The organism is Terrilactibacillus laevilacticus, from assembly GCF_006517395.1.
Classification (GTDB): Bacteria; Bacillota; Bacilli; order Bacillales; family Sporolactobacillaceae; genus Terrilactibacillus; species Terrilactibacillus laevilacticus.
Genome location: NZ_VDCY01000001.1, coordinates 483,671 through 499,480, shown reverse-complemented (window position 1 = coordinate 499,480; position 15,810 = coordinate 483,671). Strand labels below are relative to the sequence as shown.

General features: G+C 35.2%; 17 protein-coding genes. 4 read left to right on the top strand and 13 right to left on the bottom strand.

The features are described 5' to 3' along the window. Window positions 1-141 precede the first annotated feature (141 nt). Complete coding sequence (locus tag FG390_RS02230) at window positions 142-423, top strand: hypothetical protein (RefSeq protein ID WP_141189379.1); 282 nt, start codon at window positions 142-144, stop codon at window positions 421-423. 93 nt (window positions 424-516) lie between these two features. Here the strand turns inward: FG390_RS02230 and dat are convergent, their stop codons facing one another. The 6 genes from dat to FG390_RS02200 all read right to left on the bottom strand — a co-directional run bounded on the left by dat (window position 517) and on the right by FG390_RS02200 (window position 4,112). Further along, window positions 517-1,371, bottom strand: a complete 855-nt coding sequence (gene dat, locus FG390_RS02225) for a D-amino-acid transaminase (RefSeq protein WP_141189378.1) — start codon at window positions 1,369-1,371, stop codon at window positions 517-519. Window positions 1,372-1,569: 198 nt separating this feature from the next. Further along, the gene (locus tag FG390_RS02220; protein WP_141189377.1) at window positions 1,570-1,689 is read right to left on the bottom strand and encodes a small acid-soluble spore protein P; all 120 of its coding nucleotides are present in this window, start codon (window positions 1,687-1,689) and stop codon (window positions 1,570-1,572) included. A gap of 84 nt (window positions 1,690-1,773) precedes the next feature. Then, window positions 1,774-2,544: an SGNH/GDSL hydrolase family protein gene (locus FG390_RS02215; RefSeq protein WP_181406326.1), complete on the bottom strand. Its 771-nt coding sequence runs from the start codon at window positions 2,542-2,544 to the stop codon at window positions 1,774-1,776. A gap of 36 nt (window positions 2,545-2,580) precedes the next feature. Further along, entirely contained in the window at window positions 2,581-3,117 is a 537-nt protein-coding gene (locus FG390_RS02210; RefSeq protein WP_141189375.1) for a GrpB family protein, read from the bottom strand. A 190-nt stretch (window positions 3,118-3,307) separates the two neighbouring features. After that, window positions 3,308-3,427 (bottom strand): FbpB family small basic protein, encoded by a 120-nt coding sequence (locus FG390_RS02205; protein ID WP_309147163.1) that lies wholly within the window; start codon window positions 3,425-3,427, stop codon window positions 3,308-3,310. Window positions 3,428-3,536: 109 nt separating this feature from the next. Further along, entirely contained in the window at window positions 3,537-4,112 is a 576-nt protein-coding gene (locus FG390_RS02200) for a GNAT family N-acetyltransferase (protein WP_141189373.1), read from the bottom strand. Between the two features lie 126 nt (window positions 4,113-4,238). On the opposite strand from FG390_RS02200, the gene uptA reads away from it, so the two are divergent. Then, window positions 4,239-4,838, top strand: a complete 600-nt coding sequence (gene uptA / locus FG390_RS02195) for an undecaprenyl phosphate transporter UptA (protein ID WP_141189372.1) — start codon at window positions 4,239-4,241, stop codon at window positions 4,836-4,838. A gap of 69 nt (window positions 4,839-4,907) precedes the next feature. Next, complete coding sequence (locus FG390_RS02190) at window positions 4,908-6,281, top strand: dipeptidase (protein ID WP_141189371.1); 1,374 nt, start codon at window positions 4,908-4,910, stop codon at window positions 6,279-6,281. Window positions 6,282-7,115: 834 nt separating this feature from the next. Here FG390_RS02190 and acnA read toward each other — a convergent pair. The 4 genes from acnA to nagA form a co-directional block, all read right to left on the bottom strand. Then, the gene (acnA, locus tag FG390_RS02185) at window positions 7,116-9,848 is read right to left on the bottom strand and encodes an aconitate hydratase AcnA (RefSeq protein WP_141189370.1); all 2,733 of its coding nucleotides are present in this window, start codon (window positions 9,846-9,848) and stop codon (window positions 7,116-7,118) included. A gap of 223 nt (window positions 9,849-10,071) precedes the next feature. Next, window positions 10,072-10,797: a GntR family transcriptional regulator gene (locus FG390_RS02180; protein WP_141189369.1), complete on the bottom strand. Its 726-nt coding sequence runs from the start codon at window positions 10,795-10,797 to the stop codon at window positions 10,072-10,074. Window positions 10,798-10,807: 10 nt separating this feature from the next. Continuing rightward, window positions 10,808-11,554: a glucosamine-6-phosphate deaminase gene (gene nagB / locus FG390_RS02175; protein ID WP_141189368.1), complete on the bottom strand. Its 747-nt coding sequence runs from the start codon at window positions 11,552-11,554 to the stop codon at window positions 10,808-10,810. Continuing rightward, window positions 11,551-12,729, bottom strand: a complete 1,179-nt coding sequence (nagA, locus tag FG390_RS02170; RefSeq protein ID WP_141189367.1) for an N-acetylglucosamine-6-phosphate deacetylase — start codon at window positions 12,727-12,729, stop codon at window positions 11,551-11,553. The genes nagB and nagA overlap by 4 nt, the downstream gene beginning before the upstream one ends. 324 nt (window positions 12,730-13,053) lie before the next feature. Here nagA and FG390_RS02165 point away from each other — a divergent pair, with 324 nt between their 5' ends. Further along, the gene (locus tag FG390_RS02165) at window positions 13,054-14,055 is read left to right on the top strand and encodes an acyltransferase family protein (RefSeq protein ID WP_141189366.1); all 1,002 of its coding nucleotides are present in this window, start codon (window positions 13,054-13,056) and stop codon (window positions 14,053-14,055) included. Window positions 14,056-14,127: 72 nt separating this feature from the next. Here the strand turns inward: FG390_RS02165 and FG390_RS02160 are convergent, their stop codons facing one another. The 3 genes from FG390_RS02160 to sirA all read right to left on the bottom strand — a co-directional run bounded on the left by FG390_RS02160 (window position 14,128) and on the right by sirA (window position 15,673). Continuing rightward, window positions 14,128-14,604, bottom strand: coding sequence for a CcdC family protein (locus FG390_RS02160; RefSeq protein WP_141189365.1), 477 nt, complete (start codon window positions 14,602-14,604; stop codon window positions 14,128-14,130). Between the two features lie 201 nt (window positions 14,605-14,805). Beyond that, window positions 14,806-15,021, bottom strand: coding sequence for a YneF family protein (locus FG390_RS02155; RefSeq protein WP_141189364.1), 216 nt, complete (start codon window positions 15,019-15,021; stop codon window positions 14,806-14,808). 214 nt (window positions 15,022-15,235) lie between these two features. Further along, entirely contained in the window at window positions 15,236-15,673 is a 438-nt protein-coding gene (gene sirA / locus FG390_RS02150; protein WP_141189363.1) for a sporulation inhibitor of replication protein SirA, read from the bottom strand. Window positions 15,674-15,810 lie beyond the last annotated feature (137 nt).

The window sequence follows — 15,810 nt, the reverse complement described above, 5'->3', positions numbered from 1 at the left end:
GCTCGTTTACACTTATTACCTTGAGGGTGGGGGTCTTTACTAGCCGTTAAGGCGAGTAATTCAAGTCCTAAACATAAATTTATTAAAAAGGTGAAAAACTACAATAGAGAAGTGAAAATCTACGTTACGGAGGAACTATAAATGAATGAAGCGGATCAAATCCAATCTAAAGAACACCTTAAATCACTAAAGAAAGCACAAAACTATTTACAAAATGCAATGAATTCAATCACACAAGCTGAAGCCATGCAAAATAATCTTGCGTTTCATCAAACAGAACAATATACCCAAAAAGCAAAACAAGAATTAGCACAAAGCAAGATCAATCAAGACCCACTTATTCAGACAGCAGAACAAGATATTGATCAGGCTGATAAAGTGATCAAGCAAATAAAAAGCTCGCAAAATAATCATTTATCATAAGATAATGATCTTCTTACTTGGCGTACTTTAGCTGATACCCCATAATTAACACCTCTTTTCGGATAAAGAGGTGTTTTCACATTTAAAAAAACATTATTGAGAAACTTTTTCCATTCTTTTAATTTCATTTTCAAATTCTGAAAAAAGTTGTTTGGTAATCGGGCCAGGCTTTCCTTGATTTATGAGATGGTCTTTAATTTGAATAACAGGTGTCACTTCTGCTCCAGTACTCGTGATAAAAACTTCATCTGCTTGGAGACATTCGTTGATCGTATACTGACGTTCTTCAATTTTAATGCCTAACTTTGTAGCTAATTCCAATACGTACATACGGGTTATACCATTTAGGATAAAGTGATCGGCTTGATGAGTGATTAACACGCCCTCTTTGACGATAAAGACATTCGAAGTGCATCCTTCAGTCACAATATCGCCACGATGTTGAATCGCTTCGCTTGAACCTTCTTGATGTGCTTTTTCCTTATTTAGTACATTACCAAGTAAATTTAGTGTTTTAATGTCACAACGTAACCACCGGATATCATCTAATAGACTTACTTTAATTCCATCCTTAACAACCGCCTCTTCTCTTTTTAAATGTGTGGTATACGCAATAAGAACGGGATTTGTGTTAGTAGGAAATAAGTGATTTCGACTTGTTGCTCCACGTGTTATTTGAAGATAGACGGTGCCTTCAATGAGGCTATTTTTTTCTATAAGAGCATATATATTTTTCTCAATTTGTTGGATTGGATAAGGAAGTGTTAAATAAAGTTCCTTAATACTTCGCTGAAGGCGATCTAAATGCCATTCCATAAGAAAAACCTTCCCGTGGTAAACGCGAAATACTTCGTATATCCCGTCTCCAAATTGATAACCCCTATCTTCAATGTCGACTTTTCCTTCTTTTCTAGGTACAAATTGATCATTATAAAGAATTGTACTCATTAATATTCATCCCCTTGTTTAATGACTAATTGGTTTCGTATACTGATTAATTAGAATTATAACATTTTAAATGGTAAGTGTATAAATGAACCCTCCTTTTAGAGAAATAATACAGATCATTTTAAATCAGACAATACATAAAAAAGCGAAAGCCCGTTGGAATTTATTCCAACTAGGCTTTCGCTTAAGCTTAAAAAGTTAACTTCCTTCACCATGTTTTTGTCTTTTCATTTGTCTTTGTTTAGCATTTTTATTCCCACTTAAAGGTTTTGGATTTCCATTTTGTTGACTGGAATGTCTCTTTTTATCTGCCATCATATGACCCCACCTTTTTTTATTACTCTTCGCACACATGGCGAATTAAGTCTTAGGATGGTCATGTTTATTTTAATTATACATGCCTTACAAAGAAAAATCCTCTTTAACTTTTAAAAATAAGAGATCAGATAAAAGACCATATCCTTTATGATTGGGATGAAAATGATCCTCAAAAAGGAGTTTATCACCTTTCCCTTTAAATGTTTTGTAGGTTGGAATAAAGACGGTGTCTGAATACTTAGCGAGGGTCGATTCCGTCTCATGATTCCAATCACCGAGTATTTGGACAAAATGATTGTTCACATCTGCAAAATAGTCTTCAAAGGGATTATAAAGCCCAAATAAAAAGATCGGTGCTTTTGGGTTCAACTCCCTAATCTTTTTTAATATCGTATTTAGTCTTTCTACGTACGCTACTTGCTCGTTTTTGAAATCTTGTTCCTTTAAATTTAGTAACCTTGTACGTAAAACTCCAGTAATATCATTTCCACCAATCGTCATGAAAATACAGTCAGCTTGTTTTAACTGATCTTGTACGTGATCTTTTTTCAAGACCATAAGAAGATCTTGCGTTTTATCTCCTTTATGTGCAAAGTTAGCCACGTTGACACGTCTAACTGTTTTTAATTGATTCAATTTCTCAACGGTTGCTCCCACGTAACCATGGTTTTTTTCGTCACCCACACCTTGAGTTAATGAATCGCCAATAGCAACGATGTTAAGGGTTTTCTTTTCAATGGGTTTATTTGTCTTTTGTTGCACATTAACAAGAGCTTTAGCTTTATTTAATAGATGAAACTGTTGATTGATAACAAAAAAAGTTGCGAGTATTATACATATAAGTCCACATATCAAAATGATTGTCTTTTTTATCTTAAAACCCTTCCTTCATTAATTCTCATACCACCATATTAACGCTTGTTCCTCAATTTTTTTGATGGCAACCTCTTTTCCTTCTATATAACTTTCGATATCGTATGGAAATTGTGTGCTCAACTTTGTTTTTAATTGACCGTAAAAGTCTGCCAATTCTTCATGAGCTCTTAAAAAATCTCGAAATGCTAAATGGCGGATGGCTGATACACTGCCATGTTCAAATACGTGTAAATGGGTTAGATGTGTTACGCCATCCTCAGCTAGTCTATTAAAATAGCGTCTTCCTTTCATCCCATTCTCGCCAAGAGATTCATAGCCTAAGGACGTCATTTGATCCATGTGTAGGTCTACTTGATCGATATTTTTCACCTCAAGCATCATATCTATAGTTGGTTTAGCCCACATCCCTTGAATGGCTGTGCTACCAACATGATGAATATTGACTAAAAGGTCAGATAATACTTGCTTAAGTCGTAATGATTCTTTTTCAAATTGCTTGACCCAATCTCTAGTGTATGGGACAACCTCAACTTTTCTATTTTTTTGATTCACAATCTAACCTCCAAGCACGTATAAAAAAACGAATTTTCGACATATATTGTATCATAAAATAGCCATTTGCACTCATTTAAATAATAGAATCCCTATAGCTCGGTAAGTGAGTAAATGTCTTTTAATCAACTCAAAAAAACCACAAGAAGAAGTGTCCCTGTGGTTTTTTTGATGTTACATTTTTTTGTGATTATCGTAAGCCAAGTTTTTTATCAATTTTTTGTTCGATTTTTTCTATAATGGCTTGATCTTTTAAAATTTCTGATTTATTCTGAGATACAAGTTCTTTAAACGATAATTTTCTTTTCATATTCATAACCGCCTTTATATTTTTTAAGTTTTATGTTTTGAACACTTAAGATGATGATTAGACATCTTGTGTAATTTAGTTATAGTTATACCCATTTACGCAAAAAGTATTACAAAGGTTCCGAAAATTTTATTTGTTCATGAAACATATCCCAATCTCTTCGTATTAAACTATAGATTTTCATATCTACAAAGTGATTACCCCAACGTTGACACTGACGAAGATACCCTTCTTCTTGAAATGGCACGCACTTAATTGTTCGAATTGCCGCTCTATTTTCCGGCGATATCCATGCTTCAATTCGATTGAAGTTCATTCTTTCAAACCCAAATCTAAGAAGTTCAAATAATCCTTCCCTTGCAAACCCAAGACGCCAATATTGTCTGATTAGTTCTCCGCCAAGTTCAGCTTTCTGATTGTAGTGATCTATATGATGATACCCGCAAGATCCTAGGAATTGATTATTTTCACGTAAAACCACTGCCCACCTGACTGCTGGTGCTTGAAAAGAAGAAAAAGCTTGAATTAAATCTCTAGCTTCATCACGACTTGCCATTAATTCTCCACCATCGAAACGCATCGTTTCTGGATCAGAAAAAAGTTGATAAACAGGTTCAATATCGTCGTTTATATTAAATTGACGAAACTTGAGACGTGGGGTTGTGAATTCAGGATATAACGACATATGCGTTCATCCTTTCGTTTCGCTTCTCATTTTTCAGAATTATCTTTCAAGTGACAAAAATATACCATGATGATCAAAAGTTAGTTATAATGGGTATAATAATAATTAGAAAAGTAGGGACTTAACATGACACATTTGATCATTCAACTTTTGAATGCTATTGTAAGCCTTGGGTATCTTGGTGTTGCTCTTGCCCTTGCTATTGAAATTATCCCAAGTGAACTTGTTTTAGCTTACGGTGGTTTTATGGTGTCTTTAGGACATCTAAATTTTTCTTTCACCGTTATCGCAGCAATCATTGGCATGACAGTTGCGCAGCTGATACTCTATTACATCGGATACTACGGTGGCAGACCATTCTTAAATAAGTATGGAAAATATTTTTTAATACATAACAAACATATTGATATCACAGAGCAATGGTTTAAACGCTATGGTGCTGGTGTTGTATTTTTTGCCCGTTTTGTCCCTGTTTTGAGACAAGCAATTTCAATTCCCGCTGGTATTGCAAAAATGTCTATTCAAACTTTTTTGTTATTTACCATTCTAGCTACAATTCCGTGGGCCATTATTTTTGTTTATCTAGGTGAAAAATTAGGTCAAAATTGGAATAAGATTAAAGATGTGACTGGACCCTATATGCATATTATCTTGCTTGTTGTCCTTTTACTCGTCATCATTTATATCAGTATTAAGATAATTAAAAAACGTTCGTTAAAGCCTTAATTAGGTATTCATTTTTTTGACCCTACTTATCATCCCCACAAATAGATCTAAAATGGAGGAGTAGAAACCATGACCAATTCTATCAAGAACTATTTAAAAGATCACCGAAGCGTACATTTAGATCAACTAAAAGATTTTCTTTCTATCCCAAGTATTAGTGCCCAATCAGAACACGCCAACGATATCAAAACAGCCGCAAAGTGGTTATCAAACTCATTAAAAGAAGCTGGTTTGGAAAACATTCAAATTATGGAAACCAAAAGACATCCTGTCATTTATGCTGACTGGTTACATGCAGATGGTAAACCAACCGTGCTTATATATGGCCATTATGACGTGCAACCGGTTGATCCGTTAAACAAGTGGCACTCAGAGCCGTTTAAACCCGTTATAAAAGATAATAAAATTTTCGCCCGAGGTGCAAGCGATGATAAAGGGCAAGTGTTTATGCACATTAAAATGGTTGAAGCCATATTAAAGACAAATGGTGAACTCCCTGTTAATGTTAAGTTCTGTATTGAAGGTGAAGAAGAAATTGGCAGTCCAAACCTTTATGGATTCGTTGAAAATCACCAGGAATTACTTTCTTCAGACGTCTTACTCGTTAGCGATACCACAATGGTAGGTAAAAATAAACCTACTGTTTGTTATGGTCTACGTGGCATGTGTGCATTTGAAATAGAATTAAAAGGTCCAAGTCACGATCTTCATTCAGGTATATATGGCGGCGCCGTTCAGAATCCTCTTCATGCTTTAACAGAATTGCTCTCAACTATGCATAACAATAAAGGTCAAGTCACCGTTGACGGTTTTTACGACGCTGTTCAGCCTATCTCTGAAGAAGAGATGAAAACTTGTATGGAATTATCACAGGATGAAGACCTTAAAACTCAATTGGAACTTGATGCCTTGTACGGTGAAGAAGGCTATCCAACTCTTGCTCGTATTTGGGCAAGGCCAACACTTGAAATAAATGGATTATACGGCGGTTTTGAAGGTGAAGGAATTAAAACTGTTATTCCTTCTGAAGCCCATGCTAAAATCACTTGTCGCCTTGTTCCGGATCAAGAACCTAAAGAGATAGCTGCCCTGCTACAAAAACATTTAGAATCTCATTTGCCTACTGGCGTAAAATTAGCCATAACATGGCATGATCAAGCAAAACCATTTTTAACGCCATATGACCATCCAGCTATCGAAGCCGCGGGTGATGCCCTTAAATCTTCTTACGGTGTTGATCCAGTATATGCTCGAATGGGCGGATCAGTTCCCATTGTCGAACTTTTTAATACCACTCTCGGTTTACCTGCCGTACTCATGGGCTTTGGTCTAGATGAAGAGAACTTCCATGCACCTAACGAACATTTTCACTTAGAGAATTTTGACAAAGGACTAGAATCACTTGTTGACTTTCTTTTCAATGTTAAAGAAAAATTATCCTAAATCTTTGAGTAAAGAGCTTTCGCTTAGAAGGCTCTTTTTTGAATTACTAGGTTTTGTAAACGCTATCATTTTACTATTTAAATATAACATAACGAAATTATCTTTTCAATATATTCTAACATTTATTTTGAGAAAAAGAGCTTTGTCCTAAGACAAAGCTCTTTACGGAGAAAAGGATAAAGTTTTTATATTATTGGACTATCTTTATTAGAGTCACCTTTTCCCAGGTTCGCTGCATTCTCATATGCAACAACTCCCAAAAATAACCGAATCCATATAAAAACTAAATGGCTTTCTCCTATTTATAACTTAACCATTTTTTTAAAAATTATACTTAAAAATTATTAGATAAAAAATTAAGAGCTCCGCCGCTTGGACGGAACTCTTTTTCGAAGAAGTTTTAGTTTATAAGCCTTCGGTATTGTTTTTTTGGGGACACCTCTTTCAAAGGTTTTCCTTATTCCATTGTAAAACATACCGTTTTAGTCAACGAAATGATCCCTGAAACAAATCCGACTACTTTAAGACCTCAAGCTTTCTTCAATCACTATTCTAACCAATATGACGATTTATATACGTTATTTTATTAAAAAAATAGGAACTCCACCGTATTGGTAGAGCTCCTAATGAAGAAGATAAATGAAGTTGTCTAGGACATTCGGTCAATTATCTTTCGGAGACACCTCTTTCGAAGCAAGTTACATTGTCAAAAATCCTATTTTTTCCAACGCTACCATCTCCCTAAATTATCCGAAGTCTAAATAACTTTAATGACTTCTTCCCTAATTATTGTAACCAATGTTCAAGTTTATATACATTAGCTTTAAAAAAATATTAATGTTTTGTATCTTCAAGTTTTCTTCTTAAAACCATTTGTAATATCCCACCGTGTCGGTAGTAATCGATTTCGACATCACTATCAAATCGAGCAATGACTGAGAATTTTTTCTCCTTACCTTCAGAAATGGCGGTCACGTTGACCTCTTTTCCTGGTTTGATATTTTCATCAATATCGATCTCAATGATTTCCTCACCCGTTAAGCCAAGACTCCCTGCATTTTCACCTGCTTTGAACTGTAGCGGTAAAATACCCATCATAACAAGGTTACTGCGGTGTATTCGTTCGTAGCTTTCTGCAATGACGGTTTTGACACCAAGGAGATTAGGACCTTTTGCTGCCCAGTCTCTTGAACTTCCCATTCCATAATCACTACCTGCAAATACTACAAGTCCTGTTCCTGATTCTTTGTACTTCATAGCAGCATCGTAAATAGACATCACTTCTCCTGTTGGCCAATATGTTGTATATCCGCCTTCCGTTCCAGGAGCAATCTGGTTGCGTATTCTCACATTTGCAAATGTACCACGCATCATAATTTCATGATTTCCACGTCTTGATCCATAAGAGTTAAAATTTCGAGTTGAGACACCTTTTGCTAATAGATACTGACCTGCAGGACTATTTTTGGCAATAGCTCCAGCTGGTGAAATGTGATCGGTTGTGACGGAATCACCAAATTTTCCAATGACTCTTAAGTTCTTTAATGATTGAATTTTGCTTGGTTCTTTAGATAGATTCTCAAAGAAAGGTGGATTCTGAATATAGGTTGAATCAGCGTCCCATTCATATAATTGGCCTTCAGTTGTTAAAATGTCATTCCAACGTTTATTTTCCTCAAAAACACGCGAATATTCTTTCTTAAACATGTCAGGATTTACTGATTGAGTTAATAATGCAGAAATCTCATCTCTTGTTGGCCAAAGATCTTTGAAAAAGACATCATTTCCTTCTTGATCCTTTCCAAATGAATCGTTTACGAGATCAAAATTAACAGAACCGGCTAAGGCATAAGCTACCACTAAAGGTGGAGAAGCCAGATAATTTGCTTTTACTAATTGATGAATACGTCCTTCGAAGTTTCGGTTTCCAGATAAAACGGAAGATACCGTAAGATCATGATCTTTAATCGCTTGTTCGATCACTTCTGGGAGGGGGCCAGAGTTTCCAATACATGTCGTACATCCGTAACCTACTGTATTAAACCCTAATTGTTCAAGATAAGGAGTTAACCCCGCATCATCTAAGTAATCGGTGACGACTTTAGATCCTGGTGCTAAACTGGTTTTGACATAACTCGGTACTTTCAAACCTCTTTCAACTGCTTTTTTAGCGACTAATCCTGCGCCAAGCATAACACTTGGATTTGAGGTATTTGTACAACTTGTAATGGCAGCGATCACCACTGCGCCTGTTTTCAGCTCAATTTTTTCACCATCAGATAAAGTTATAGTCGTTGATTTATTGATCTCATCCTCATCTAAGCCAAAGCCATGATTTCCTGCTTCACGAGTTAATGACTGATTAAATTCGTCTTTCATATTGGATAGTGGGATCCGATCTTGTGGACGTTTAGGACCAGCTAGTGCCGGTTCTATCGTTGATAAATCAAGTTCAATCACTTTCGTGTAATTAGGGATTTCCATTTCCGGAGTATAAAAAAGGCCATTTTGCTTACAATAATCCTCAACTAATTGAACTAGCTCATCGCTTCGACCCGTTAATTTCAAATAATTAATCGTTTCAGTATCAATTGGGAAAAAAGTCGCTGTTGCCCCATTTTCTGGCGACATGTTTGAAATCGTTGCACGGTCAGCTAGAGACATTTGAGACATGCTCGGACCGAAAAATTCAACAAATTTACCGACGACTTTTTCTTCTCGAAGCATTTCTGTTACCTTCAAGGCTAAATCTGTCGCTGTTGTACCATCAGGGAGCGTACCTGTTAGGCGAACACCAATAACGTCCGGTACAGGGAAATAGGAAGGTTGACCAAGCATTCCGGCTTCTGCTTCAATTCCACCAACTCCCCAGCCTAATACACCCAATCCGTTAATCATGGTTGTATGGGAGTCTGTTCCAACGAGAGTGTCAGGAAAGGCCATACGAGAACCGTCAGATTCCTCCGTTTGAAGAACACCCGATGCCAGATACTCAAGGTTCACTTGATGCACGATACCAGTAGCTGGTGGAACGGCACGATAATTTTCAAACGATTGTTGAGCCCATTTTAGAAATTTGTAACGCTCGCCATTACGTTGAAACTCTCTTTCCATATTAAACTTCAAAGCATCGTTTGAAGCAAATCGATCAACTTGAACCGAATGATCCACAACCAAATCCACCGGCTTTTCTGGGTTAATCTTATCCGGGTCTCCACCTAGATCTGCCATCGCTTTTCTTAAAGATGCAAGATCTACGACGACGGGAACACCAGTAAAATCTTGAAGAATAATTCGAGCAGGGTTGAACGGTACATCAATTGATTTATCTAAATTCGCTGTTCCCCATTTCGCCAAATTTTCAACATGTTCTTTTTTTATCACTTTTCCATCATATTGTCTTAATACGGATTCTAATAGGACCTTGATAGAATACGGTAATTTCTTAATCTCACCATACTTATTTAATGATGATAGCTTATAATAGCTATATTTTTTTCCACTACTAATGAAATGATCCCGGGCTTGAAAAATATCTTTTTTCTTATTATCCATGGTTATCTCCATCTCTTCACCCCTAGTCTTCGATCTCTTTTGCCATATTTAATCTATAATTATGATAATTCATTCAGAAAGATAAGTAAAATTGAACTATCAGATCATTATCTATTGATATTTTTTATGATATAGTCATCTAACCTGATCTTGATATAAAAATAAGATAAAAAACATGTAAATGCCCTTTAGTACTCGTACCTAAAGGGCTAGAGGGATACGTTAAATAATTAGATTAATCTTGGCGTTGTATATCGATAACAAACTTATATCGGTCTGCTCTAAAAATGGATTCAACTAGTTCCAATGGCCGATGATCGGAAAGAAATGTCAAACGTTCGATTAAGAGAACGGGAGATTGTTCAGGAACATCCAGTAACTTTGCATCCTCTTTTGTAACCAATGAAGCCTCTAATGTTTGACTAGCATGACCTATTTTCAATCCTTGTTTTTCTAAATAGGCATAGAATGATTGTAACGTATCTTCTTCGTGTAAATTCTTTATGATATCACAAGAAACATAAGCTGTTTCTATGGCCATAGGGATTTGATCTGCATAACGAATCCGTTTTATTTCATATACTTTCTGATTCGGACCCATCTTTAACCGTTTTGTCATAGACTCAGGAACCGGTAAAATCTTGAACTCAAGTAATTGACTAGATGGTACAAGCCCTCTCTTTTCCATTTCTTCTGAAAAACCCGTTAATCCTTTTAAGGGTTGTTCAATCTTACCTTCAGAAATAAATGTTCCTTTTCCTTTTTTTCTTACCAATATTCCTTGATTGACCAAATTTGACAAAGCTTGCCGTATTGTCATTCGTGAGACTTCAAACATCTCAGTGAATTCTCTTTCAGAAGGAATAGCTTCTCCCGGGTTAAATGTTTTATTTTCAATCATTTTTTTTATATATTCTTCAATCTGATAATAGATCGGAATAGGTGATTGCTTGTCAATCATAAAAACGCCTCTATCCTATCTTTTTACTTTTATATAGAGTAAGTGCTGACTCATCTGCATAAATGGTTAAATTGGGATGGTGAATCAAAGCCGAAGCAGGGAACGCTTCATCCTCTTTTTCCTGTCTCAATAATTGATCTAGTGCCTCCGCTTTATTCTCTCCTGAAACTAATAATACAATTTCTCTACTCTCACATATCGTTAATATCCCCATTGTGATCGCATACTTGGGGACATCTTCTAATTTAGAAAAATATCTAGCATTGGCCATGCGAGTCGATTCAGTCAATTGAATGATATGGGTTCTTTGGTCAAATGAGGTTCCCGGTTCATTAAATCCAATGTGACCGTTTTCTCCTATACCAAGTAATTGCAAATCGATCCCGCCTAGTGATTGAATTAGAGTATCATATGCTTGGCATTCTTTATCCAAATGCTCTGCACTTCCATTAGGTATATGAGTCTTGTTTACTGGAACATCGATAAATTTAAACAGGGTTTCCTCCATATACGTATGATAACTATTAGGATGTTTCTGCGTCAACCCAACGTATTCATCTAAATTTACCGTCGTCATCTCTTGGTATGAAATTCGTTTTTTATTATACTCTTCTACTAAATAATGATACGTCCCTAAAGGAGTCCCTCCCGTGGCCAAGCCTAAAACTAGCTTAGGATGATTCTTCACACGATGAATAATATGTTTTGCACCCAAACGGCTCATTTCGTCTTTATCTTTGACTTGAATTAGTTTCATAATGATGACTTCTCCCTTCGATCATAAGCTACTTTTCCTCTACACATCGTAAAAATGTGTTCGTTTTTCTCATTAAGGACAATTAAATCAGCATCTTTTCCTATCTCGAGTGATCCTTTCTTTTCATAAACTCCGCACTGCTTTGCTGGATTAATCGCTCCCATTTGAACAATATCTTCTAATTTGGCATCAGTAAACATCAACATATTTTGAATTGAATCCTTCATTTTCAAAAGACTTCCAGCAAGAGTTCCATGGACTGTTTTAGCCATTCCATCTTTAACATAGACGTCTTGTCCTCCCAAATCATATACACCATTTTTCAAACACTTTGCTCTCATGGCATCCGTAATTAAAATGATTTTTTCTTTACCTTTGATTTGATAAGCGAAATTGACCATTTCTTTTGAGACATGATACCCATCACAAATTAGCTCTGTATAGAGTTCAGGAAAAATAAAAGCTGATCCGAGGACACCTGGCTCTCGGTGATGCAACCCTTTCATGCCATTGTATAAATGCGTGACTTGCGTCGCTCCTGCAAGAACCGCTTTGTTTATATCATCAAATGTCCCATCTGAATGTCCAATTGAGGTGACAACATCATGCTTGGTTAAATACTTGATAAAATGAAGGTTATCGCCTACCTCAGGCGCGAGGGTCACAATTTTAATATTCCCACCTGCAAGATTTTGCCATTTTTCAAATAGCTTGATCTCGGCGTTTCTTATATATTCGATGGGTTGAGCCCCTGCTCTTTTAGGGTTGATAAAGGGTCCCTCCAAATGTACACCAAGAATCTCTGCCATACCAGATTGCTGATTCTGCATGTATAAATTAACCGCAGAAAGGGCTTTTTCAATTGCCTCTTTTGATTGGGTTATTGTGGTTGCTAGGAAACTTGTTGTACCCTCTTTCGGAAGACTATGAGACATCATAGTGAATGTTTCAGGCGTTGCATCCATCGTATCCGCTCCCGCAACGCCATGAATATGAATATCAATCATTCCCGGTAAACATTTGTATGTATCGGGAAAATGGTATACCTCTTCTCGCGCATCTTCTATCTTCCGATTGCTTGATATATTAACGATTTTTTCGCGATCAACTTTTATACTTCCTCGCTTAATCCAATTTTGATCTGAATAAATTGAACATCCTGATACAATCGCCATTTCGATTCGCTCCTTTTTGTTATATTATATCAGCGTTATGTATGGTTGTCTATACATCTATAATTATAGCTTTTCATTACAATACGGTTTTTTATGATTAATGAGAATAAAACGAGGGATTAATAATGGACCAGATAGTAGAAATTGTTCATAAAGAGGCGTATTCTATTATCGGAAATGTTTCTATTAAAATAATTTTAAGAAACCTACTAGATAAGTTGTTATTTCCAAAATATTTCATTCGTTTAACAGTTTCTTTTCAGTAGCCAAAGAAAAACCATATTCCCGAAAATTATATGTATAAGGTGCAAAAGGAGGATCAACATGTCTAAAGTTAGAGACAATTACTTTGATAATGCAAAATTTATCTTAATTCTGTTAGTCGTTTTTGGACACAGCATCACGTCTCTAAAATCAGATACTCATATTATCTCAACCATTTATACATTTATCTTTATCTTTCATATGCCCGCTTTTATTTTAATTTCTGGTTATTTTTCAAAAAGATTTAATAAACCTGGTTATCATAAAAAGTTAATAAAAAAAACCATCATTCCCTATTTAATCTTTCAAGTGATTTACTCAGGTTTTTACTATATTACTGGGTACGAAGATCAATTTTCTTTTGATTTATTATCACCTCATTGGACATTATGGTTTCTTATTAGCTTACTTAGTTGGCAGTTAATACTTCCGCTTTTTTCGAGGTTTGGCGTTTATGGTTTTCCATTGGCCGTACTTATCGGGATATTCGCAGGTTATCTTAATGAAATCGGAACGTTTTTGAGTTTTTCCCGTACATTTGCTTTTTTCCCCCTATTTTATTTGGGATATCTTCTGAAGAAAGAGCATTTTAAAATTCTAAAAAAGCCTAAAATTAAATATCCTTCTTTAATTGTCTTAATTGTCATTTTTTCAATCAGTTATTTCTTTTTTCCAGATGATATTCAGCCCTGGCTGCTCAATTCATCATCTTATCAAAGTTTAGGCGTTTCAAGTTGGTTAGGGGGATTCATCAGACTCTCACTCTATGCATTAACCTTACTCACGACATTTTCATTTTTAGCCCTTATTCCTTCACAACATTGGTCATTTACAACATTAGGCGAAAAAACGTTATATATCTATTTACTCCATGGCTTTTTTATAAAAATCGCTGCCCTCTTACCTTTGTATGAAAAAATACAAAACATTTACTCTTATTCTGTTTTGTTTATCGGATCCATTCTTCTTTGTTATATTCTCGCAAGTCGTCCGGTAAGGACATTTATGAGGCCATTAGTAGAAGTCAGAATGCCTAAGTTATTAAGGAATGTCTTACATTAAATCAAAATAATAAACAAAAACATCCCGCTGAATATCAATAATAGCGAGATGTTTTTGTTATTATCTCCAAAATTAGTTGACGAATGTCTTTTTTTCATTAATGAAATGTCTGTACATAATATACATAACGATCCGCCATGGTAAGATCATTCCAAATGCAAGAATAAAAAACAAACCACTCGTTTGAGGAAGATTTACACTCTTTTCCACCATAATCTTCATGATTGTCCGTATGATTAGGAGACCTAATAAGATAAATATAAAGGCCTTGGATCTTTTTAAATAGACTTGATTATTTTGCCATTCAAATGAAGATGTTTTTATTAATAGAATGGAGAATAACATACCTATCATAAATGCTATTATGGCTTCTTTCCAACTCACTCTGCAAGCTGGAACAAGAAACATCAAAGCGCCAGTCGACATAAAGATCGGAGGCAACAATATTTTTTTCGCATTTGTCGGTCTTGTCGATGCCTTTAATCGAACCATAATGACAGAAACTGCGAATAATACGCCGATACATAAACTTAATATTTCAACAAGCATTCAATCACCTTCTAGACTTGATCTTTAAGGGCCATTCTTTATACAATATAAATCACTATACCATATGAATTGATGGTTAACCTACTGTAATGGCCCATATCTTCCCTTTGATATCCTTCTATTTAAAAAAAGGTCTATTATAAGGAGTTTTTTAATCAGATACAAAAAAGATAAAAACCCCTTTTAAAAAGGGGTTCGTTTTTATTTCATTTGATTATTTATAGCTTTCATCATTTGATTAATTTTCTTTTGTGATGGGTTTTGTCCCATTTGAGACATCATCACGCGAAGCATTTTTTCATTAATGGGTGGGTTCTTTTTGAGATAATCCATCATATATTTACGGGCAAGGAAGAAGCCGAGAATGACGCCCAAGATGAGACCAACGACAATGCCCACTATTAAGTATAACCACATGAGTTAGTTGTCCTCCTTATGTTAATATCCATTCATTAGTGTACTATAAAGAAATAGAAAAGTACAACCTCTTCATCGAATGTTTATAATAAAGAAGTTAAGTTCCAAACCTTTTTATCCATGTTTTACCTAAAGAGTATCATATAAACTGTCTTTATCTTTATAATTTGAATTATCGATCAAGAAAAAAAGACGCTCATGAAGCGCCTCTAACTTATTGCGTAATATAATATGCATCTTTGATTGGATTTAGCCAGCCAAATTGATGACTTGCATAGTCAATGGCAAAAAAGTGTTTATCAAACTGTCTAAGGATTTCTAGAAATGTTGCTTCGGCGTCATAGTATCCTTTTGACAAAAGTTTAATTTCTTTTTCCTGAATCATTAATTTTGCAGAACTTGTACCATTCGAACAATTCAACGAAAACATATTTGCGTGGGAAAGACAACGGCAATGACGTTGAAGAATTTTTGAAATCTCAGAATATGAAATTGGTCTTACAATATAATCCATTTGCTTTTGAATCAACTGTTTCATTCTTGGTTGATGGTCCTGTTTTGCTTCAAGAAAAAATTCATATAATTTATGTTCTTTTCCAAAATAATACCTTGATATCTCTTCTTCAATTAAATAAATCATGTATTGTCTCAAATATACCCACCCCCGTTATACAACTCTAATTTATGACCATTATAATATAATTTATTTGCAATGAGTGTCTAAACGAGGGACAAGCCAGCACTAGTTTTGTCGAATATCATCTATTTGTGTACTTAGTAGAAAATTAT

Coding starts and splice junctions, on each gene's coding strand:
- nagB (WP_141189368.1), bottom strand. CDS start 11,554: ATGAAACTAATTCAAGTCAAAGATAAAGACGAAATGAGCCGTTTGGGT.
- FG390_RS02230 (WP_141189379.1), top strand. CDS start 142: ATGAATGAAGCGGATCAAATCCAATCTAAAGAACACCTTAAATCACTA.
- FG390_RS02160 (WP_141189365.1), bottom strand. CDS start 14,604: ATGCTTGTTGAAATATTAAGTTTATGTATCGGCGTATTATTCGCAGTT.
- FG390_RS02155 (WP_141189364.1), bottom strand. CDS start 15,021: ATGTGGTTATACTTAATAGTGGGCATTGTCGTTGGTCTCATCTTGGGC.
- nagA (WP_141189367.1), bottom strand. CDS start 12,729: ATGGCGATTGTATCAGGATGTTCAATTTATTCAGATCAAAATTGGATT.
- FG390_RS02205 (WP_309147163.1), bottom strand. CDS start 3,427: ATGAAAAGAAAATTATCGTTTAAAGAACTTGTATCTCAGAATAAATCA.
- FG390_RS02190 (WP_141189371.1), top strand. CDS start 4,908: ATGACCAATTCTATCAAGAACTATTTAAAAGATCACCGAAGCGTACAT.
- acnA (WP_141189370.1), bottom strand. CDS start 9,848: ATGGAGATAACCATGGATAATAAGAAAAAAGATATTTTTCAAGCCCGG.
- FG390_RS02220 (WP_141189377.1), bottom strand. CDS start 1,689: ATGATGGCAGATAAAAAGAGACATTCCAGTCAACAAAATGGAAATCCA.
- FG390_RS02180 (WP_141189369.1), bottom strand. CDS start 10,797: ATGATTGACAAGCAATCACCTATTCCGATCTATTATCAGATTGAAGAA.
- FG390_RS02200 (WP_141189373.1), bottom strand. CDS start 4,112: ATGTCGTTATATCCTGAATTCACAACCCCACGTCTCAAGTTTCGTCAA.
- uptA (WP_141189372.1), top strand. CDS start 4,239: ATGACACATTTGATCATTCAACTTTTGAATGCTATTGTAAGCCTTGGG.
- dat (WP_141189378.1), bottom strand. CDS start 1,371: ATGAGTACAATTCTTTATAATGATCAATTTGTACCTAGAAAAGAAGGA.
- FG390_RS02165 (WP_141189366.1), top strand. CDS start 13,054: ATGTCTAAAGTTAGAGACAATTACTTTGATAATGCAAAATTTATCTTA.